The sequence below is a fragment of the Reyranella sp. GW821-FHT12G01 genome, assembly GCF_058806575.1.
In genome coordinates this window covers 642781-662738 of record NZ_JBXAPV010000001.1, presented here as the reverse complement: position 1 = coordinate 662738, position 19958 = coordinate 642781, and the positions used below count along the sequence as shown (strand labels likewise).

20 protein-coding genes are annotated in these 19958 nt (G+C 66.9%); 9 read left to right on the top strand and 11 right to left on the bottom strand.

The genetic code is table 11. The features are described 5' to 3' along the window. The 7 genes from AC1RP5_RS03180 to ubiE are packed head-to-tail and all read right to left on the bottom strand — an operon-like array spanning position 1 to position 5795. Positions 1–435 (bottom strand): carboxymuconolactone decarboxylase family protein, encoded by a 435-nt coding sequence (locus AC1RP5_RS03180; RefSeq protein ID WP_068195818.1) that lies wholly within the window; start codon positions 433–435, stop codon positions 1–3. Between the two features lie 38 nt (positions 436–473). Then, positions 474–935, bottom strand: coding sequence for an RrF2 family transcriptional regulator (locus AC1RP5_RS03175; RefSeq protein WP_493109125.1), 462 nt, complete (start codon positions 933–935; stop codon positions 474–476). Between the two features lie 18 nt (positions 936–953). After that, positions 954–1436, bottom strand: coding sequence for a dUTP diphosphatase (gene dut, locus AC1RP5_RS03170; RefSeq protein ID WP_493109124.1), 483 nt, complete (start codon positions 1434–1436; stop codon positions 954–956). 53 nt (positions 1437–1489) lie between these two features. Beyond that, positions 1490–2716 (bottom strand): bifunctional phosphopantothenoylcysteine decarboxylase/phosphopantothenate--cysteine ligase CoaBC, encoded by a 1227-nt coding sequence (gene coaBC / locus AC1RP5_RS03165; RefSeq protein ID WP_493109123.1) that lies wholly within the window; start codon positions 2714–2716, stop codon positions 1490–1492. Positions 2717–2729: 13 nt separating this feature from the next. Next, positions 2730–3470: a sulfite exporter TauE/SafE family protein gene (locus AC1RP5_RS03160; RefSeq protein WP_493109122.1), complete on the bottom strand. Its 741-nt coding sequence runs from the start codon at positions 3468–3470 to the stop codon at positions 2730–2732. Between the two features lie 3 nt (positions 3471–3473). Then, positions 3474–4997, bottom strand: coding sequence for a 2-polyprenylphenol 6-hydroxylase (gene ubiB / locus AC1RP5_RS03155; protein WP_493109121.1), 1524 nt, complete (start codon positions 4995–4997; stop codon positions 3474–3476). Then, the gene (gene ubiE, locus AC1RP5_RS03150) at positions 4998–5795 is read right to left on the bottom strand and encodes a bifunctional demethylmenaquinone methyltransferase/2-methoxy-6-polyprenyl-1,4-benzoquinol methylase UbiE (RefSeq protein WP_493109120.1); all 798 of its coding nucleotides are present in this window, start codon (positions 5793–5795) and stop codon (positions 4998–5000) included. Between the two features lie 25 nt (positions 5796–5820). On the opposite strand from ubiE, the gene AC1RP5_RS03145 reads away from it, so the two are divergent. The 7 genes from AC1RP5_RS03145 to AC1RP5_RS03115 all read left to right on the top strand — a co-directional run bounded on the left by AC1RP5_RS03145 (position 5821) and on the right by AC1RP5_RS03115 (position 13749). Further along, the gene (locus AC1RP5_RS03145; protein WP_493109119.1) at positions 5821–6555 is read left to right on the top strand and encodes an SDR family oxidoreductase; all 735 of its coding nucleotides are present in this window, start codon (positions 5821–5823) and stop codon (positions 6553–6555) included. Positions 6556–6698: 143 nt separating this feature from the next. Beyond that, a complete protein-coding gene (locus AC1RP5_RS03140; protein ID WP_493109118.1) occupies positions 6699–7637 on the top strand; it encodes an ABC transporter permease in 939 nt (312 codons plus the stop codon). After that, positions 7634–8521: an ABC transporter permease gene (locus AC1RP5_RS03135; RefSeq protein ID WP_493109116.1), complete on the top strand. Its 888-nt coding sequence runs from the start codon at positions 7634–7636 to the stop codon at positions 8519–8521. Before AC1RP5_RS03140 ends, AC1RP5_RS03135 begins: the two co-directional genes overlap by 4 nt. Further along, positions 8518–10080, top strand: coding sequence for an ABC transporter substrate-binding protein (locus tag AC1RP5_RS03130; protein ID WP_493109115.1), 1563 nt, complete (start codon positions 8518–8520; stop codon positions 10078–10080). The genes AC1RP5_RS03135 and AC1RP5_RS03130 overlap by 4 nt, the downstream gene beginning before the upstream one ends. A gap of 29 nt (positions 10081–10109) precedes the next feature. Next, positions 10110–11681: an ABC transporter substrate-binding protein gene (locus AC1RP5_RS03125; RefSeq protein ID WP_493109114.1), complete on the top strand. Its 1572-nt coding sequence runs from the start codon at positions 10110–10112 to the stop codon at positions 11679–11681. Continuing rightward, positions 11681–12667, top strand: a complete 987-nt coding sequence (locus AC1RP5_RS03120; RefSeq protein WP_493109113.1) for an ABC transporter ATP-binding protein — start codon at positions 11681–11683, stop codon at positions 12665–12667. The genes AC1RP5_RS03125 and AC1RP5_RS03120 overlap by 1 nt, the downstream gene beginning before the upstream one ends. Further along, positions 12664–13749: an ABC transporter ATP-binding protein gene (locus AC1RP5_RS03115; protein WP_493109112.1), complete on the top strand. Its 1086-nt coding sequence runs from the start codon at positions 12664–12666 to the stop codon at positions 13747–13749. Before AC1RP5_RS03120 ends, AC1RP5_RS03115 begins: the two co-directional genes overlap by 4 nt. A gap of 18 nt (positions 13750–13767) precedes the next feature. Here AC1RP5_RS03115 and AC1RP5_RS03110 read toward each other — a convergent pair whose 3' ends face one another. Both AC1RP5_RS03110 and pdxR read right to left on the bottom strand, forming a co-directional pair. Then, positions 13768–14544, bottom strand: coding sequence for a hypothetical protein (locus AC1RP5_RS03110; protein ID WP_493109111.1), 777 nt, complete (start codon positions 14542–14544; stop codon positions 13768–13770). 121 nt (positions 14545–14665) lie between these two features. Further along, positions 14666–16210: a MocR-like pyridoxine biosynthesis transcription factor PdxR gene (gene pdxR / locus AC1RP5_RS03105; RefSeq protein WP_493109110.1), complete on the bottom strand. Its 1545-nt coding sequence runs from the start codon at positions 16208–16210 to the stop codon at positions 14666–14668. A gap of 104 nt (positions 16211–16314) precedes the next feature. Between pdxR and AC1RP5_RS03100 the strand changes: the two genes are divergently transcribed. Further along, entirely contained in the window at positions 16315–17055 is a 741-nt protein-coding gene (locus tag AC1RP5_RS03100; protein ID WP_493109109.1) for a pyridoxamine 5'-phosphate oxidase family protein, read from the top strand. Here the strand turns inward: AC1RP5_RS03100 and AC1RP5_RS03095 are convergent. Beyond that, positions 17052–17987 (bottom strand): LysR substrate-binding domain-containing protein, encoded by a 936-nt coding sequence (locus tag AC1RP5_RS03095; protein ID WP_493109108.1) that lies wholly within the window; start codon positions 17985–17987, stop codon positions 17052–17054. The two genes, AC1RP5_RS03100 and AC1RP5_RS03095, sit on opposite strands and share 4 nt — an antisense overlap. A gap of 83 nt (positions 17988–18070) precedes the next feature. Here AC1RP5_RS03095 and AC1RP5_RS03090 point away from each other — a divergent pair, with 83 nt between their 5' ends. Then, positions 18071–19435 carry an MFS transporter gene (locus AC1RP5_RS03090; protein WP_493109107.1) on the top strand — a complete coding sequence of 455 codons (1365 nt, stop codon included), beginning with the start codon at positions 18071–18073 and terminating at the stop codon, positions 19433–19435. Here AC1RP5_RS03090 and AC1RP5_RS03085 read toward each other — a convergent pair. After that, a complete protein-coding gene (locus AC1RP5_RS03085) occupies positions 19384–19956 on the bottom strand; it encodes a hypothetical protein (protein WP_493109106.1) in 573 nt (190 codons plus the stop codon). The genes AC1RP5_RS03090 and AC1RP5_RS03085 overlap by 52 nt on opposite strands. Positions 19957–19958 lie beyond the last annotated feature (2 nt).

Genomic DNA, 19958 nt, shown 5'->3' with positions numbered 1-19958 from the left:
TCAGATGCCGCGATCCTTGAACACGCCGCTGGCCGTCTTGAAGGCATCGAGGCTCGCGGGGATGCCGCAATAGATCGCGACCTGGAGGAAGATCTCCTTGATCTCGTCCTTGGTGAGGCCGTTGTTCAGCGCGCCGTTGATGTGCAGCTTGAGCTCGGGGCCGCGATTGAGCGCCGCCAGCATGGCGAGGTTCAGCATCGAGCGGTTCTTCTTCGACAGGCCCGGACGCGTCCAGGCATAGCCCCAGCAGTATTCGGTGGTGATGTCCTGGAAGGCCATCATGAACTCGTCGTTCGCGGCGCCGGCCAGCGAGTTGTCGACGTAAGCCGCGCCCAGCACGGCTTTGCGCATCTTCATGCCCTCGTCGTAGAGCTTCTTGTTGCGCGGCAGCGGCTTGGCTTTCTTAGCCTTCGCAACGGCGGTCTTCTTGGCCATGTCTTGCTCCTCCGGAATAAAAACCGGGGAGCTGTATATCAGATCGTCGCGTGGCCTGCGTGCTGCAGCGTTGCCGAAACATTGAGCCCCTTCGAGCGGGCCTGCTGGCAGAGATCCTCGATGGTGACCCGGTCGAGTTGCGCCATCATCTCCTCGCGCAGCTTCTCCCACAGCGGCCAGACGACCTCATGGGCGAGCGGCGAGCCGATCGAGGGGTCACTTGGTTCCGTCTCGACCTCGAGGTTGCGCACCACCCGGACGACTTCACCCAGGGTGATGGTCGATCTCTCCCGTCCCAGGCGATAGCCGCCGCGCGGGCCGCGCTTGCCGGCCAGGATGCCCGCCCGCACGAGGTGCTGCAGGACCTGCTCGAGGTATCGCTTGGGAATACGCTGGCGCTCGGTGATGTCACCGCTGCGCACCGGGTGTTCGCCGACGTGGAACGCCACGTCGAGGACCGCCTCGATTGCGAACATCGTCTTCTTGCTAAGGCGAGGCATCCCGTTCTCTCGTCCCTATCAGGCCCTTTTGGTGGAGCCGGCCGCTACCCCTGTCGAACCGAAGCCGCCCGCGCCGCGCGCCGTCTCGTCGAGGGTGAAGACCTCTCGCCAGACGGCACGGGCATGGCGTGCAATGACCATCTGTGCAATTCGCATGCCGCGCTCGATGCGGAACGGCTCCTTGCCCAGGTTGATCAGGATGACCCCGACCTCGCCGCGATAATCGGCGTCGATGGTGCCGGGGGCGTTGGCGACGGTCACGCCGTGCTTGGCGGCCAGCCCGGAGCGCGGCCGGACCTGGGCCTCGAAGCCCACGGGAAGGGCGATCGAAATGCCCGTCGGCACGATCTTTCGTTCCAGCGGCCCCAGCTCGATATCCTGGTCGATGGCAGCCAGCAGGTCGGCGCCGGCCGCGGAGGCGGTCGCATAGTCGGGAAGCTGCAGGTCACGCCCATGCGGCAGCCGCACGACTTCGATCTCGATGCTCTCGATTCCCTTCATCGGCCCCCTCGTTTGTACCCGTTAACCCTGCCCACCCCCCGGTGGGCCGGTCCTCACTCCGCCGCCTGCTTCTTTCCTGCCTGCGCGAGATGCAGCGCGATCCGGCCGGCGAGCCGCATGGCGACATCACCCTTGCCCAGCGGCGGCCAGTCCTCGGTGCCCTCGGCGCTGATCAGGTGCACGGTGTTGCGCTCGCCGCCGAAGGTGCCGGTGGCCGGCGACACGTCGTTGGCAACAATCCAGTCGCAGCCCTTGCGGGCTCGCTTCTCGATGGCGTTCGAAACCACGTTCTCGGTCTCGGCGGCGAAGCCCACCACCAGCGCCGGCCGCTTCGGGCCGGCCTCGGAGAGCGTGGCCAGGATGTCGGGATTGGGCGCCAGTTCGAGCGCCGGCGGCGGGGCGCCTGCCTTCTTCTTGATCTTGCCGGTGGCCGGCTTCGCCGCCTTCCAGTCGGCCACGGCGGCGGCGCAGACAGCGATGTCGAGCGCGCCGGCGCCGAGACAGGCTTCCAGCATCTGGTCGGCCGATTCGATCTTCACGACCTTCACACCGTGCGGATCGGGCACGGCGACCGGGCCGCTCACCAGGGTCACATCGGCGCCGAGCTGCGCCAGAGCCGCGGCGATGGCATGGCCCTGCTTGCCCGAGGAATGGTTGGAGATGAAGCGCACCGGATCGAGCGCCTCGCGTGTCGGGCCCGAGGTCACCAGCGCGCGCCTGCCGGCCAGCGGCTGGTCGCGCACCAGCATCGCCTCGATTGCCGCCACGATCTCGAGCGGTTCGGACATGCGGCCGGCACCGAATTCGTTGCAGGCCATGGCGCCTTCGTTCGGCCCGACGAAGGTGACGCCGCGCTTCTTCAGCGTCTCGACGTTGGCCACAGTCGCGGCATGCGTCCACATGCGCACATTCATCGCGGGCGCGGCGAGAACCGGCTTGTCGGTGGCGAGCAAAACAGTGGAAGCAAGATCGTCGGCCATGCCGCCGGCCATGCGGGCCAGCAGGTTGGCGGTGGCCGGTGCGACGACCAGAAGGTCGGCGTCGCGCGAAAGCTGGATGTGACCCATCTCGCTCTCGTCGGTCAGCGAGAACATGTCGCTGTAGACGCGGTCTTCGGTCAGGGCCTGCAGCGACAGCGGCGTCACGAACTTCGCGCCGGTTTCGGTGAGCACACAGCGCACCGACGCGCCGCGTTCCCGTAGCCGCCGGATCAGGTCCAGCGACTTGAAGGCAGCAATGCCGCCCGCGACGATCAGCAGGATACGCTTGCCGTGCAACATGGCCGTCAGCCTATCACAAGAGCCGGGTGGCGACAGTATAGAGGCCGGTCGCCAGCAGCGCCCAGAACACGGCCTGCCGGAACTGTTCGACCGAGAGGCGTGAGCGGATCTGCTGGCCGATCCACATGCCGCCGATGGCCGGCGCGATGGCGGCCCCCGAGACGATGGCGCGCGGCCCGTCGAGCACGCCGAAGAAGAGCAGCGAGGCCGTCAGGGTCAGGGACGTGGCGCACAGCACCACCCCTAGCGTCTGGACCAGCTCGACCGGCTTGATGTCGAGCCCCTGCAGGTAGGGCATCAGCGGGACGATCGGCACACCCACCAGTCCCGCCACGAAACCCGACACGACGCCGATGATCGGCGCCAGCGGCTTCTCGAGGTCTTCATGGATGGTGAGGCGAATACGGAACAGGCCGAGCGTGCTGTAGATGATCAGCACCGTGCCCAGCACGATGAAGGCCCAGCCGGGCCCCTTCTGGCCGACCAGCCAGACCGTCAGGTAGAGGACCACGGCGAGCGGCACGATCAACGGCCACTGGCGGCGCACGATGTGCCGGAAATTACCGCCGACCGAAGCCTGCCAGACGTTGGTGACGACCGTCGGCAGGGCAATCAGCGCGATCGCCTCCGACAGCGGCAGGAAGAGCGACATCAACGCGATGGAGATCGCCGGCAGGCCGAGCCCCACCAGACCCTTGACGGTGCCGGCGAGCAGGAAGATCGCGAGGCCGATGACGATCTGATCGGTCGTCACGGGTCAGTGCCACCACGCGGCGATGGCCGCAATCAGGGCGAGGATGGCGACGACCTCGGCGAAACGCGGCCGGAAGCGGCTGGATTGCGGCTGCTGCAGCGCATCGCGCTCGGCTTTGCGCCGCTCGTGCTCGGCCACGAGATGCAGGCTGTCGATCAGGCGCGGCAGACGGCGCAGGCCCTGGGCCAGGTCCTCGACGGCGCGGCCGACCGTGGCGCGCGGGCCGAAATGGGTGACCATCCAGTCTTCGATCAGCGGCCGCGCCAGTTCCCAGATGTTGACGTCGGGATTGAGCTTGGTGCCCATGCCCTCGGCCATCAGCATCGTCTTCTGCAGCAACAGGAGCTGCGGCTGCGCGCTCATCTCGAACTGCTCGGTGACCCGCAGCATCTGCGCGAGAAGGCGGGCGATCGAGATCTGGTGGCTGGGCTTGCCGAAGATCGGCTCGCCGATCGAGCGGCAGGCCTGGGCGAAGGTTTCGAGCGATTGATCCGGTGGCACATAACCTGCCCGGAACTGGACCTCTGCGACGGCGTGGTAGTCGCGCCGCAGGAAGGCGACCAGCAGCTCGGCGAGATAGCCGCGCGTGTCCTCGTCGACCCGGCCCATGATGCCGAAGTCGACCGGCACGATGCAGCCCTGGCGGTCGACGAAGGCGTTGCCGCCATGCATGTCGGCATGGAAGAAGCCGTCGCGGAACACCTGATAGAAGAAGGCCTCGGCGCACTTGCGCATGATCTCGTGCGGGTCGTGACCGGCGGCGATGATGGCGTCGCGGTCGCCGATCGAGATGCCGTCGACCCGCTCCTGCGTCATCACGCGCTCGGCGGTGCGATCCCAGTCGATCTTGGGCGCGCGATAATTCGGATCGTCGGCGAAATTCTCACCGAGCTCCTCGGCGGCCGCGGCTTCCATGCGCAGGTCCATCTCGACTCGCACCACGTCGGCGAAGGCGCGCACCGATTCGACCGGCTTCAGGCGACGGAAGCGCGGCTGGGTGCGCTCGACCAGCTCGGCCATCCAGTAGAAGAGATCGAGATCCTGCTCGAAGGCCTTGGCGATGCCCGGCCGCAACACCTTCACGGCGACGTCGCGGCCATCGGTCGTGACCGCAAAATGCACCTGGGCGATTGACGCCGCCGCAATCGGCACGTCGTCGAAGGCCGAGAAGAGGGCGCCAAGCGGTTGGCCCAGTTCGCTTTCGATGATGCGGCGCGCCTCGGCACCGGAGAAGGCCGGGATGTGATCCTGCAGGCGCGCAAGGTCGGCGGCCACTTCCTCGCTGAAGAGATCGGCGCGCGTCGACAGCGCCTGACCGAGCTTGATGAACGAGGGACCCATGTCCTGCAGCGCCGCCGCCAGCCGTTCGCCGGGACGCCGCGAATCGCGACGCAGCGCGAAGAGGCGGGCCCAGGCGATCAGCGCCGGCGCGATGCCGAGTGTCTCGAGCGGAAACAGCGCGTCGTGACGGGCAAAGCTCAGCGCCATGCGCAGCAGGCGCCAGCCGTTGCGAAACGCGCGGAACATCTAGATGCGCCAGCCCTGATGCAGCGCCACGACGCCGAGCGACATGTCGCGCCACGAGACGTTTTCGAAGCCGGCGGCCCGCATCCGCGCCGCCAGCTCGCGCTGCGGCGGGAAGCGGCGGATACTTTCGTGCAGATAGCGATAGGAGTCGGCGTCCTTGGCGATGACCTTGCCGAAAAACGGCAGCGCGCGTTCGGAATAGGCGTCGTAGACGCGGCCAACCGGCGCCGAAGTCACCTTGCTGAATTCCAGACAGTAGAACCGCCCGCCGGGCTTCAGGACGCGATGGGCGTCGCGCAGCGCCTGGTCGATGTCGGTGACGTTCCGCAGGCCGAAGGCGATCGTGTAAGCGTCGAACGACCGATCGGGGAACGGCAGGTGCTCGGCATCGCCGGTCGCCCAGGTGAGCCCCTGCAACAGGCCGCGATCGACCGCGCGGTCGCGCCCGACCTCGAGCATTGCGGGATTGATGTCGCACACGGTGACGTCGGGGCGCTCGCCCTGCCGGCGCAACAGACGGAAGGCGATGTCGCCGGTGCCGCCCGCCACGTCGAGCAGCTTCTCGCCCGGACGCGGATTGACCACGTCGACCATGGTGTTCTTCCAGAGCCGGTGCACGCCGCCCGACATCAGGTCGTTCATCAGGTCGTAGCGCGGGGCCACGCTGGCGAAGACCTCGCGGACCATCCCGGCCTTTTCGGCCGCCGGAACGTCGCGGAATCCGAAGGACGCACGGCCGTCCGGGGCCTGTCCCTCGGGACGGGCTGCGCTAGGATCGTCTGGAAAGGCTGGGTCCATGGGGCCGCAACCTAGAGGAATCGCCATGCTGCTGAAAGACCGGGTCATCCTGATCACCAACGTCGAGAAATTCGCAGGCCACGGCACCACAAGGGTCGCCCTGGCCAACGGCGCCACCGTCCTGGCGCACGATCCGACGTTCGAGGCGCCCAGCGCGCGCCGCAAGTACGAGGCGGAGTTTCCTGGCGCCCATGCCCTGTCGGCGACCGAGCCGGCCACGATGGTTGAGCTGGCGTTGAAGCGGCACGGCCACATCGATGCTCTGGTGAACAACGACGCCTATCCGGCGCTGCGCGCGCCGCTCGGCGAAGCCCGCATCGAGGATTTCCGCGACGCGCTGGAAGTCATGGCCGTGGCGCCGTTCCGGCTGACGCAGCTCGTCGCGCCGTCGATGCGCAAGCGCAAATCGGGTCGCATCGTGTTCGTCTCCTCGGCCGCACCCCTGCGCGGCATCGCCAACTATGCGCCCTATGTCTCCGCGCGCGCGGCAGGGAACGGTCTCGTCTCCTCGCTCGCCAAGGAACTGGGGCGCGACGGCATCACGGTGAACGCGGTCGGTTCGAACTATGTCGAGAACCCCGACTACTTCCCGCCGGCGCTGCTCGCCAACAGTGCGGCGATGGCCAAGATGACAGCGCAGATCCCGCTCGGTCGCCTCGGCAAATCCGACGAGCTGGGCGCCACGGTCTGCTTCCTCTGCTCCGACGGTGCCGGCTTCATCACCGGACATGTCCTGCCTCATGCCGGCGGCTGGGCGTGACATCGGCAAAAATCACATGCACTATCCCTGCATAACGAACGCCGCGCAGGTCTGACCGAAGCAGCGGCTGCCAGGGAGAAACGTCGAGACACGTCGGGAAACCGGCGCGCTTCCCCTTGGCCGAATCGGTCCGAGGACGGCGCATGGGAAGACAGATTGTCCACCGCCTGCTGGTCTCGTTCCCCGCGCTGCTCGGGGTTCTTTTCCTGTGCTTCTGTCTCCTGCAGGTGGTGCCCGCCGATCCGGCGATGATCATCGCCGGGCCGGATGCCAAGGCCGAGACCATCGCGGCGATCCGTCTCGAACTCGGGCTCGACCGCTCCATCCCCGTCCAGTTCGCCGATTACATCGGCCGCGTCCTGCAGGGTGACCTCGGCCGCTCCATCATCTCCAACAAGATGGTGAGCGAGGAACTGGCGCTCACCATCGGCCCGACGGTCGAGCTGATGCTGGGCGGCATGCTGATCGCCATTCCCTGTGGGCTGACCCTGGGCACGCTGGCCGCCGTGCGGCGCGGCACCCTGGTCGACCGCGCGATCATGGCCGTCTCGGTCGCCGGCGTGTCGATGCCGGTCTTCTTCATCGGCCTGGTCCTCATTCAGTACATGGGCTTCCAGTGGGGCCTGTTCCCCTTCACCGGCCGCACCGGGCCGATCTGGGACGGCGGCCTGCCGAGCCTCGTGCTGCCGGCCCTCACCCTGGGCAGCGTGCTGATCGGGCCGATCGCGCGGCTGACGCGCACCGCCGTACTCGAAGTGCTGGGCGCCGACTATGTCCGCACCGCCCGCGCCAAGGGCCTGCGCGAGACGGTGGTGATCATCCACCACGCGCTGCGCAACGCGATGATCCCGGTCGTCACCTTGATTGGTCTGCAGGCGGCGTTTCTGCTGGGCGGCGCCGTCGTCACGGAGACGATGTTCTCGTGGCCGGGGGTCGGGCGGCTCGCGGTCGGCGCCATCGTGTCGAGCGATTTCCCGACCGCGCAAGGCGCGATCATGATCCTCGCGATCGCCTTCCTCACGATCAACCTGATCGTCGACGTTCTCTACGTCTATCTCGATCCGAGGATGCAGCGGTCATGAGCGTCGAAGCCCTCAACACCGCCCCCGCCCGCAGCGAAGAAAACGGCATCTTCTCGCGGTCCGGCGTCCTGCGCCGACTGATGCGCGACAAGGTGGCGGTCGTGGCCGCCTTGCTGCTGTCCACGATCGGCCTCGCCGCCATCTTCGCGCCGCTGGTCGCGCCCTACGATCCCTACCTCACCGACCTCACCAAGGTGATGCAGCCGCCCAGCGCCGAGCACTGGTTCGGCACCGACAATACCGGCCGCGACATACTGAGCCGCGTCATCTACGGCTCGCGCAACACGCTGATGCTGGGCCTGATCGGCGTCATCTTCGGCGGCTTCCTGGGCGGGTTCCTCGGCATCATGGCGGCCTATCACCGCCGCCTCGACGGCTGGATCATGCGCCTGGTCGACGTGATGCTGGCCTTCCCGGCGATCCTGATCGGCCTCGCGGTGGCGGCGATCTTCGGCGCCGGCCTCACCGCGGTGGTTATCGCGCTCGTCGTGGCGACGGTGCCGGACGTGGGGCGCGTGGCGCGTGGCGCCGCGATCGGCATCATGAGCCAGGAATTCATGGAGGCCGGCCGCGCCGTCGGCGTCTCCGACCGGACGCTGATCTGGCGCTACCTGACGCTCAACTGCATCTCGACCATCTTCGTGTTCCTGACCCTGCGCTTCGGCCAGATCATCCTGATCGGCTCGGCGCTGGGCTTCCTCGGCATGGGCGCCCAGCCGCCGACCGCCGAGCTCGGCATGATGGCCGCACAAGGCCGCGATTTCCTGTTCATGGCGCCGCATATCGCGACGATCCCGAGCTTCATGATCTTCGTGATCGTGCTGGCCGCCAATCTTCTGGGCGACGCACTCCGCGACGTCCTCGATCCGAGGCTGCAGACATGATCAGACATGCTCTGAGTGCAGCGTTCGCGTTGAGTATTGCGTATCCGGCGACGGCGCAGACCCTCAACATGATGAAGGGGATCGATGCACCGCATTACGACGCCCAGCGCACCACCTGGGGGCCGACCTCCGACATCGTCAATATGTTCCAGGATACGCTGGTGGCGCTCGACTGGGACGGCAAGACGCCGATACCCTATCTCGCCAAATCGTGGACGGTGAGCCCCGACGGCAAGCTCTATACGTTCAAGCTGCGCGACGATGTGAGCTTCTGCAGCGGCAAGAAGTTCACCGCCGACGATGTCGTCTATTCCTTCAAGCGCCTGAAGAGCCCCGAGATCAAGGGCCCCTTCGCCTGGCGCGCCGGCACCATCAAGGAGCTGCGCGCACCTGATCCCTACACGGTCGAGTACGAACTCGAGGAGCCGTTCTCCGAGCTGCTGTTGCAGCTCACCATGTTCACCAACGTGATCCACAACAAGGAAAGCGTGGAGCAGCTGGGCAAGGATTACGGCGTCAGGGGCGCCGACGGCACCGGCCCCTGGTGCTTCGAAAGCTGGCAACCACGCACCGAGATCGTGCTGAAGCGCCACGACGCCTACAAGTGGGGCCCCTCCATGTACGCCAACAAGGGGCCGGTGAAGTTCGAGAAGCTGGTCATCAAGATTGTCCCTGAGGATTCCAGCCGGGTCGCGGCGATGATGGCGGGCAAGTTCGACATCACCCATCAATTCCCGTCGCAGTTCATCTCCCAGGCCAAAGCCGCGCCGATGCTGGCGGTGACCGAGGCCAAGCCCAACTTCCAGCTCCTCTACTACGGCTTCAAGACCTCGCGGCCGTTGGTGGCCGACAAGCGCGTCCGCGAGGCCATGAGCATCGGCATCAACCGCGCCGAACTCGCCAAGGGCGTGCTGCTGGGCAATGCCGAGCCCGCCTTCACCTTCGTCGATCCCGACGCGCTCGACTTCGATCCCAAGAGCCGCGAGATCGTGAAGGAGGATGTCGAACGGGCGAAGAAGCTTCTAGACGAGGCCGGCTGGAAACCCGGCGCTGACGGCATCCGCGAGAAGGACGGCGTGAAGCTCGCGCCCAAGGTTTACTACACGCAGTCGAGCAACTCGGCCCGCGTTGCGGAGGCGATCCAGGGCTACATGCGCAAGATCGGCGTGGCATGGCAGCTCCAGCCTTGGGACTCGACGATCTCCTCGGTGAAGATGGCCGAGCAGGATTACGAGATCTGGTCGGTGACCGTGCCTTATCTCTCGGCCGGTGACCTGATGAACATCTACTTCGATTCCAGGAACATCCCGACGCCCAACCGGATGAACTGGAAGAACGACGAGACCGACGAGACGCTGCGCCTTGGCCGTGCCGCGCTGAACGACGCCGACCGCGCAAAGTATTACGCGGCGGTGCAGCAGCAGGTGACGCGCGAGCATCTGTGGATCCCGGTGCTGAACATCAACATGCACCAGGTGACGAGCAAAAAGCTGAAGGGTGCCCGCCCGCACATGATCTACCAGAACACCTTCTACAAGGGGCTCGACGCGACGCACTGAACGAACAACGACAACGGAGCGAGGAAACGATGCGTAACTTCTTGAAGGGCGTAGCAGCGTTGCTCGGCGTAGCAGGTCTCTCCTCGGTGGCAGAGGCGCAAACCTTGCGGATGATGAAGGCTCTCGACGCGCCGCATTACGACGGCCAGCGCACGACCTGGTCGCCGACCTCCGATATCGTGAACATGTTCCAGGACACGCTGGTGGCGATGGACTGGGACGGCAAGACGGCGATTCCCTACCTCGCCAAGTCGTGGACGATCAGCCCCGACGGCAAGCTCTACACCTTCAAGCTGCGCGACGATGTGAGCTTCTGCAGCGGCAAGAAGTTCACGGCCGAGGATGTAATCTACTCCTTCAAGCGGCTGACCAGCCCCGAGTTGAAGGCGCCGCTCGCCTGGCGCGCCGGCAACATCAAGGACCTGCGCGCACCCGATCCCTACACGGTCGAGTACGAGCTGAACGAGCCGTTCGCCGACCTGCTGCTGCAGCTCACCATGTTCACCACGGCGATCCACAACAAGGAGAGCGTGGAGCAGCTCGGCAAGGATTACGGCACCAAGGCGATCGACGGCACCGGACCCTGGTGCTTCGAGAGCTGGCAGCCCCGCACCGAGATCGTGCTGAAGCGGCACGACGCCTATAAATGGGGGCCCTCCATGTACGCCAACAAGGGGCCGGTGAAGTTCGAGAAGCTCAGCATCAAGATCGTACCGGAGGATTCCAGCCGCCTGGCGGCGATGATGGGCGGGCAGTTCGACGTCACACACCAGATCCCGCTGCAGTTCATCCAGCAGGTCAAGGCCTCGCCCAACCTCAACGTCCAGGAGGCCAAGCCCAACTTCCAGCTGATGTACTACGGCTACAAGACCACGCGCCCGATGGTGGCCGACAAGCGCGTGCGCGAGGCGATGAACATCGCCATCAACCGCGCCGAGATCACCAAGGGCATCATGCTGGGCAACGCCGAGCCCGCCTACACCTTCATCGATCCCAAGACGCTCGATTTCGCCGAATCGACCAAGAGCATCATCAAGGAGGATGTCGAACGGGCGAAGAAACTGCTCGACGAGGCCGGCTGGAAGGTCGGCAGCGACGGCATCCGTGAGAAGGACGGCGTGAAGCTCGCGCCCAAGGTCCTGTTCACCCAGGTCGCCTACTTCCCGCGCGTCTCCGAGGCGATCCAGGGCTACATGCGCAAGATCGGCGTCGACTGGAAGATCGTGGGCTACGACTCGACGATCGCACCGGCCGAGATGGGCAAGCAGGACTTCGAGCTGTGGACGGTGACCTTCCCCTACATCTCGTCCGGCGACCTGCTGAACTTCTACTTCGATTCCAAGAACATGCCGGCGCCCAACCGCATGAACTGGAACGATGCCAAGACCGACGAGTACCTGAAGATGGGTCGCGCCTCGATCTCCGACGCCGACCGCGCCAAGTACTACGCGCTGGCCCAGCAGCGGGTGACCGAGGAGCATCTCTGGATGCCGGTCATGAACATCGCGATGTACACGACCAGCCTGAAGAAGCTGAAGGGCGTGCGGCCGCACATGCTCTACCAGAACACCTTCTACAAGGGCCTGGATTATTCCTTCTGATGGAAAAGCTCCTAGAGGTCCGCGGTCTCCGCACCCACTTCCACACCGACCGCGGCCTGTTTCGCGCGGTCGATGGCATCGACTTCTCCGTCGGTCGCGGCCGCACGGTCGGACTGGTCGGCGAATCCGGCTGCGGCAAGAGCGTGACTTCGCTCTCGGTCATGGGCCTGGTGGCAAGCCCGCCCGGCCAGGTCGAGGCCGAGGCGATCCTGTTCGAGGGCCGCGACGTGCTCGGCCTTTCCGCCGACGAACGCCGTCGCCTGCGCGGTGGCAAGATGTCGATGATCTTCCAGGAGCCGATGACCTCGCTCAACCCGGTCCACACGATCGGCCAGCAGATCGTCGAAGCGATCATGGCGCACACGCAACTGTCGCCGCAGGCCGCCAAGGCCCGCGCCATCGAAATGCTCGAACTGGTGCGCATCCCCTCGGCCAAGCAGCGGGTCGACGACTATCCGCACCTCCTGTCCGGCGGCATGCGCCAGAGGGTCATGATCGCGATGGCGCTGTCCTGCGAGCCAGCACTCCTGATCGCCGACGAGCCGACGACGGCGCTGGACGTGACGATTCAGGCCCAGATCCTCGACCTGCTGCAGGACCTGCAGCGAAGGCTTGGTATGGCGATGCTGATCATCACCCACGATCTCGGCGTCATCGCCGAGATCGCCGACGAGGTGGTGGTGATGTACGCCGGCAAGATCGTCGAAAGCGCGCCGGTCGATGCGCTGTTCGCCGATCCGCAGCATCCCTACACGATCGGCCTGCTGGGCTCGATCCCGCGCATCGAGGTCGACCGCGAGCGGCTGTCGACGATCGAAGGCTCGGTGCCGAGCCCCAACAACCAGCCCAAGGGTTGCCGCTTCGCACCGCGCTGCCCCTTCGCCGATCCGCGCTGTCATGTCGAGCCGCCGCCATTGCGCGACCTCGGACCGCAGCATCGCGTCGCCTGCTGGAAGGCGCCCGTCGAACTGGCGAGGGCGGCATGAGCCTCATGGAGCCGACGCCCGTCCTTCAGGTCGACGGGCTGGTGAAGCACTTCCCGGTGAGCCGCGGCCTGATCCGCCGCAAGGTGATCGGCATGGTGCGCGCGGTCGAGGGCGTGAGCTTCGAGATCGCGCGCGGCGAGACCCTGGCGCTGGTGGGCGAATCGGGCTGCGGCAAGTCGACGACTGGCCGCCTCGTGCTGCGCCTGATGGACCCGACGGCGGGCTCGGTGCGCTTCAAGGGCGAGGAGATCGCCACCCTCGACAAGCAGTCGCTGCGCCGCCTGCGCCGCCACATGCAGATCATCTTCCAGGACCCCTACGCCTCGCTCAACCCGCGCATGACGGTGGGCGAGATCCTGGCCGAGCCGATGGCGGTGCACGATCTGCACACCGAGGCCGAGCGCGCGACGCGGGTCAAGGAGCTGCTCGACGTCGTGGGCCTGCTGCCCGAACACGCGCGGCGATATCCGCACCAGTTCTCGGGCGGCCAGCGCCAGCGCATCGGCATCGCCCGCGCGCTGGCAGTCAATCCCGACCTCATCATCTGCGACGAGCCCGTCTCGGCACTCGACGTGTCGATCCAGGCGCAGATCGTGAACCTGCTGCAGAACCTGCAGCAGCGCTTCGGCCTCTCCTATCTGTTCATCGCCCACGACCTCGCCGTGGTGAAGCACATCAGCGATCGCGTCGCGGTGATGTATCTCGGCCAGCTCGTAGAGATCGCGCGTAAGCGCGACCTCTACGACCGGCCGCTGCATCCCTATACGCAGGCGCTGCTGTCGGCGATTCCCCGTCCCGACCCCAGCGTGCGCAAGGAACGCGTGCTGCTGGCCGGCGACGTGCCCAGCCCCTTTGCGCCGCCACCGGGCTGCCGCTTCCATACTCGCTGCATCCACGCCCAGCCGCGCTGCCGACAGGAACAGCCCGAACTGCGCGACGCCGGCGAAGGCCATCGCGTCGCCTGTCATTTCTACGAGACGCTGCCCAAGCCGGCGGCAGCCTCAACGGCGAGTTCTTCTCTCGGCAAACTCCCCGAACGCCTGGCCGCCTTCGAAGCTGCGAAGGCGGCACGCGCCGGCTAGCCGAGTCGCCGACCTCCGTCAGCTTGCGCGAACTCCCAGCTTGCATTCGACCTTGACCGCGCCCGCCGGCGACTTGACCCGCTCCGCCAGCCGTTCGCAGTTGACCCTGGTGAGGCTGCGCGCGGCTTCGAACGATCCGCTCTCGATCTGGAGATCCTGCCCCTCCTTCACGCTGCCTCTCAACTTGTCGAGCGCCGTCTCCATGCAATCGGTAGGGTTCCCGAGCTTGCGGCAGTAGGAGACGACGATGATGTCCCGGTAGTCGAGGTAAGCCGCGCCACCGCGCGGCAGGATGACAACAGCATCCATTGCGACACCGAGCAGTGGCGTGACGAGCGCAAGCGGATTGGTGGTTGCCTGTGGCAGGGCCGCGAGAAGGTTGCCGAGACTGGCGTCGGGCAGGCTCGCCCGCGCCAGAGCGAGCACCGAACGGGCCACCGTCAACAGCTTGGTGTAGAAGAACTCCGCATAACCGGGGTTGCCGCAGTTGGCGTCCCAGTCCTCGGCCTTCCAAGCGGACTGCGCGTTCCCGCCTCGAATGCAGTCGATTGCCAAAGAGGCCTCGTTGAGCGCACTCACCGCGGCGACCGCCTGCGCCGGCGTGCGGTCGCTCGTTTCGGTCGCGACGTAGGACAGGAACATCATCGCCACCTCGGCCTGGAACAGATAGGCCTGATGCGAACTGGCGAGCGTGACCCGGTTCGCCGCCGACCGGAACAGGCCCTGCTGTTGGCCGCTGCAGCCCGATACCAACAACGCGACACAGACAAGAAGATTTATCCCTGCAATCCGCATAGTCGTCCCCCGATCGCACCGGCGACCATTTCCAGGTGCAATCGAATTTTATACGACGTGCAAAAGTCTCTTGTCATGCAATCGGATGACAACACCGGATTCCCGGTCTGGAATGGCGCCCCTAGAGGGCGGGGCGTGCCCGCTTGCCGCGCTGAGTCGCTGCGAGCACAACCTCGCGCAGCCTGACCAGCGCCCGGTCGATCTCAGGCTCGGCTGTTCCGGCATAGCCCAGGATGAGCCCGTGCTGCCGCGCACGGCCGGCGTAGCAGACCGACAGCGGCTGGACGATCAGGCCCCCAGCCGCCGCGGCGGCCGTCACCGCGACGTCGTCGAAGCGGGGCGCAAGCTGGGGCGTGGGGCTGGCGATCACATGCATGCCGCCGGGATCGGGCTCGACGGTCAGCAGCCCATCGAGATGTCGCGCCGCGCCGTCGAGCAGGGCCTGCCGGCGGCCGGCATAGAGCTGCCGCGTGCGGCGCAGATGGCTGGCGAAGTGGCCCTCGGCGATGAAACGGGCCAGCGCACCCTGCCCCAGCAGCGGCGCACGCACCGAGACGCGGTCCATGATCCGCTCGGTGGCCTCGACAAGCGAGGCGGGCAGGATCAGGAAGCTGAGACGGAGCGCGGGAAACAGCAGCTTGGAGAAGCTGCTGAAGTAGGCGACGCGGCCCGACCGGTCGAGCGCGCGCAGCGGCGCCAGCGGCCGGCCGCTGTAGCGATACTCGCCGTCGAAATCGTCCTCGGCGATCCAGCCCTTGGTGCGTTCCGCCCAGTTCAGCAGCTCGAGACGGCGCTGCAGGCTGAGTACCGCCCCCAGCGGAAAATGATGCGCCGGCGCCACGACCGCGAGACGCGCTTCGGGCGCAAGAGCCAACGCCGCTTCGGGCGAGAACCCTGCTTCGTCGATGTCGACCGGCACGGCGCGGACGCCCGACGCCGCGAGCGACTCCCGCACGCCAATGAAGCCCGGCTCCTCGATCCAGGCCGTATCGCCGGCGTCGAGCACGACCTGGGCGAACAGCGACAGGCCATGACGGATGCCGGTCGTGACCACGACGGAGTTCGGATCGCACGTGAAGCCGCGCGCCACGCCGAGATAGGTCGCGATCGCCTCGCGCAGCCCGGCATGGCCGAACGGATGGGCGGCGCTGGCCTCCTCCGCGCCGGGCCGCCGCCATTCGCGCTCCAGCAGCTTGGCCCATAGCGCAAAGGGAAAGGCCTCGCGATCGGGCTGGCCGGTGGGAAAAGCGACCGGCAGGCCGCCCGAGAGGGGCGCTGGCTCCTGGGCCATCAGGGCGCGCGTCCGGCGCGCGACAGCGGGCTTGGCGACCGCCCTGCCCTCGGCCGGTGCGCCGGTGCGCGGCACGACCAGCATCTCGTTGGGCAGGTTGGCCGCGACCGACATGGCCGAGCCCGCCTGGCTCACGACGTAGCCTTCGGCGACGAGCTGGTCGAAGGCCAGCACGACCGTGCCGCGCGCGCAGTCGAGATCCTGGGCCATCAGCCGCGAGGACGGCAGCCGCGTGCCGGGTTTCAGCCGCCCTTCGAGGATGGCGCGCCGCATCTGCTCGCCGATCTGCCGATGCAGCGGCTCGGGCGAGGAAGGATCGAGCGCCAGGCCGAGCGGCGGGGCGCGGCGGGAGCGAGGCGTTGTGCGGGGCTTCAACTGGTCCAGTCTCTTTCCACCAAACTGGCTCTTTCACCTGATCCGTATTCCAACGATGGTCGGGCTGCAAGCAACCCCTTTCTCGGTGCGCCAAAGGTCACGTCATGAGCCCTCCCGATTCAGTCACTCCTCCGGCCGACAGCTATCCCGTCACCAACGTCAACAAGGTGAAGCGCGTCCACGATCGTGGTCGCTACGACAAGGAGAGCATCCACGCGATCCTGGATGCCGCCCTGGTCTGCCACATCGCCTATGTGATCGACGGCCGTCCCTACTGCACGCCGACCGGCTTCTGGCGCGAGGGCAGCCACCTCTACTGGCACGGCTCTTCCGCGAGCCGCATGATCCGCAACCAGAAGGAAGGCGTCGACGTCTGCCTCACGGTCACCCATCTCGACTCGCTGGTGATGGCGCGTTCGGGCTTCCATCACTCGGTGAACTATCGCGCCGTCATGGCCTTCGGTAAGGCCCATGTGATCGACGATCCGGAAGAGAAGCTGAAGCTGATGGACCGCTTCATCGACCGCATCTATCCCGGCCGCTCCAAGCTCATTCGCCAGCCGAACAAGCAGGAGTTCAAGGCGACGACGATGATCGGCATGGAGATCGAGACGGCGTCGGGCAAGATCCGCAACACGCACGTTGCCGACGAGGAGGAAGACTACGAGGGCGTTCCCGCCTGGTCGGCGATGTATCCGATCACGCAGGTGCTCGGCGAGCCGTCCGACTGCCCGCGCCAGCTTCCGGGCCTGACGCGTCCCGACGAGATGTCCGACTTCGTGCCGGGCTCGCGCTTCGATGAAGTGATGACCAAGGCCTACAAGAAGACCTTCGGCGAGAGCTAAGCCGCGCGGCGGCCGGTGGTGGCTTCGGCCTCACCGACCGCCCACTTCACGAACTGGCGCACACGCTCGTCGCCCATCAGGGCGGCGGGCCAGCGCACGACATGGGCCTTGCTCGACGGCATGTCCCACGACGATGGCAGCACGCGCACCAGCCGTCCGTCCTTCAGCGCATCGTGCACCAGCAGCGAGCGCGCCATCACGACGCCCGCCCCCTGCAGGGCCGCTGAGATCGCGGTGTGGATGTTGCCGAAGCGTAGCGCCGCCGCCGGCGGCTTGCCCGCGATGCCAAGCCGCTCGAACCAGACGGGCCATGACCATTCCGCGCCCTGCCCGCGGCCGGGCTGGCCTTTGTGCAGCAGCGGCAGTTTTGCCAGCGCCTGCGGATCGCGCAGCGGCTTGCCGCCCGGCAACAGGCCGGGGACGCAGACGGGAAAGACCTGCTCCTGGAACAGGAGGCGCTGCGTGGAGGATGAGCGCGCCGTCGCAGCGGGCTGCCACAGGATCTGGACGTCGATTTCCGGAGCGCGTGCTTCGATCTCGCTCTCCACGACGGTGAGCTCGACTTCCATCCCAGCGTTGGCCGCGGCAAAGGACGGCAGCCGCCGCACCAGCCAGTAGTCGGCAAGTGCTGCGCCCACGCCGACGCGCAGGCTCGAGGGAACGGCGATGGCGCGGCACTTCGTACGGAGATCGGACAGTCCGTCGAGAAGGTCGGCGAGGCCGGCGGCGAGCGCCGTACCGGCAGGCGTCGCGCTGAGGCCGGTGCTGGAGCGATGAAGTAGCGGCGCGCCGACATAGGTTTCGAGCCGGCGCAGGCGGTGACTGACCGCGCTTTGCGTCATGCCGAGCTCGGCCGCCGCCAGGGTCATGCTGCGATGGCGGAGCGCGGTGTCGAAGGCGACGAGGGCGTCGAAAGGCGGAAGTGAGCGCATTTCCCCCATCATGAACCACATTCATGTCGAAGTGAATGCTTGTCGCTCGGCCTCACGCGCGCGCGGCGGCATCACTCGACACCATGAAAAGCTTCCGCAGCACCCCTGCCCTCGCCCTCTCCTTTGCGGGCTTCCTGACCCAGCTCGACGTCACCGCCGTCATCGTCGCCCTGCCCGCGATCGGCGACGATCTCGGCTTCGGCCTCGCGGCCTATGCCTGGACGGTGGATGCCTACAGCCTGGCCTTCACCGCGACCCTGCTTGCCTCAGGCGCGCTGGCCGACCGCTACGGGCGCCGCCGCGCCCTGCTGGCCGGCAACGCCTTGTTCGCCGTGGCATCGCTCGCCTGTGGACTGGCCTGGGACGGACCGACACTGTGGGCCGCGCGGGTCGCTCAAGGGTTCGCCGCGGCCTTCGTCATCACCGGCTCGATCTCGCTGACCGCCAGCGCCTATCCCGATCCGGCCGATCGCGCGCGAGCCTTTGGCCTCGCCGGCATCGTCTCGGGCGCGGCGATGGCGATCGGGCCGACCTTGGGTGGCATGGTGGCGGCGTGGCTCGGCTGGCGCTGGATCTTCCTCGCCAACATTCCCTTCTGCCTGCTGGCCGCCTGGATCGTGCCGCGCCTCGTCCCCGAAGAACGCGCCGCCGAGCCACGACAGCTCGATCCGCTGGGCATCGGCCTGCTCACCCTGGCGCTCGGGATCGCCATCGAGACGCTGCTGGCCGGTCGCACGGCGGCACATCTCGCGATCGGCGCCGTCGCCAGCTTCGGGTTCGCGGCCCTCTTCGTACTGCAGCAGCGGCGACAGGCCCGACCGATCCTCGATCTGGCGCTGCTGGCGCAACCCGCGATGATCGCGGTCGCCCTCCTCCTGGTCACGGTGTCGATCGGCTACTGGGCGGTCCTGGTCTATCTGCCGCTCTATGCGACGGCGCTGTTCGGCCTGTCGACCGAGCAGGCGGGAGTGATGCTGCTGGCCGCGACCTTGCCCATGATCTTCCTGCCGCCGCTTGCCGGCCGGCTGGCGACGCATTGGGGTTGGCGCGTCCTGTTCACGAGCGGGCTCGCGCTGATCGCGATCGGCGACATCATCCTGGCGCTGTGGCCGACATGGACGATGGCGCTCGTCGGCATGGTGGTGATCGCGACCGGCACGGCTCTCGTACAGTCGCAACTCTCGGGCGCGGTCGTGACGCTCGCCCCGCCGGCGCAGGCCGGCATGGCCTCGGCGCTGACCATCGTCATGCGCCAGGGCGGCTTCGCCATCGGCATCGCCGCCTTGGGCGCGGCCCTCGGCGCCGAGCGTGCCACAAGTTCCTATGCAGACCTCTTCCTGTGGGCGGCTCTTGCGGCGGCCGTCGGGGCCGGCGCGGCGCTGCTGCTCCTGCCGCGCTACGAGGCCCGAAGAAAGGAGGTGCTCACGCCACGATCGGGAAGGGCATAGAGCTCGTCGACCAGCCGCTGCATGTTGGCCTTGATGGCCCTCACATTGGCGAGCCTCATGCGCTCGGACGCGACAACCTGCTCGGTGAGCTTCGCCGTGGCCGGAGTCGTCAGCACCTTGTCGTAGACGACCGCGCCCGTCGCCACTTCCGTGAGTTTGTAGGCGACCGTCACCGTCACAGTCATGTCGAAGGCGATGAACGGCTGCTCCAGATTCTGAAGGACCGCGTCCAGGCGGAAGCGGCCGTTTTCGGCGCGCCCCAAGTTGGCGCGAGCCAGGGTCTGCAGCAGGGCATCGCGAAGCTCCGCATTGCTGACGTTCGGGACGTGGAGAATCGTGGTGTCCTTGCCGCCCGTCACGGAGCCCACCGTTATGGCATCGCGATAGGCAGGAGCCGGTCCGCGGGCGGTGTCGATGGTCTCGGGAGTGGGAACCATGTAGCCCGACATCGACGGACTGGCGCAGGCGCCGACCAACGTCAGCGCGACGATCGTGAATGCCAGCCCAAGTAGTTTGATCATCT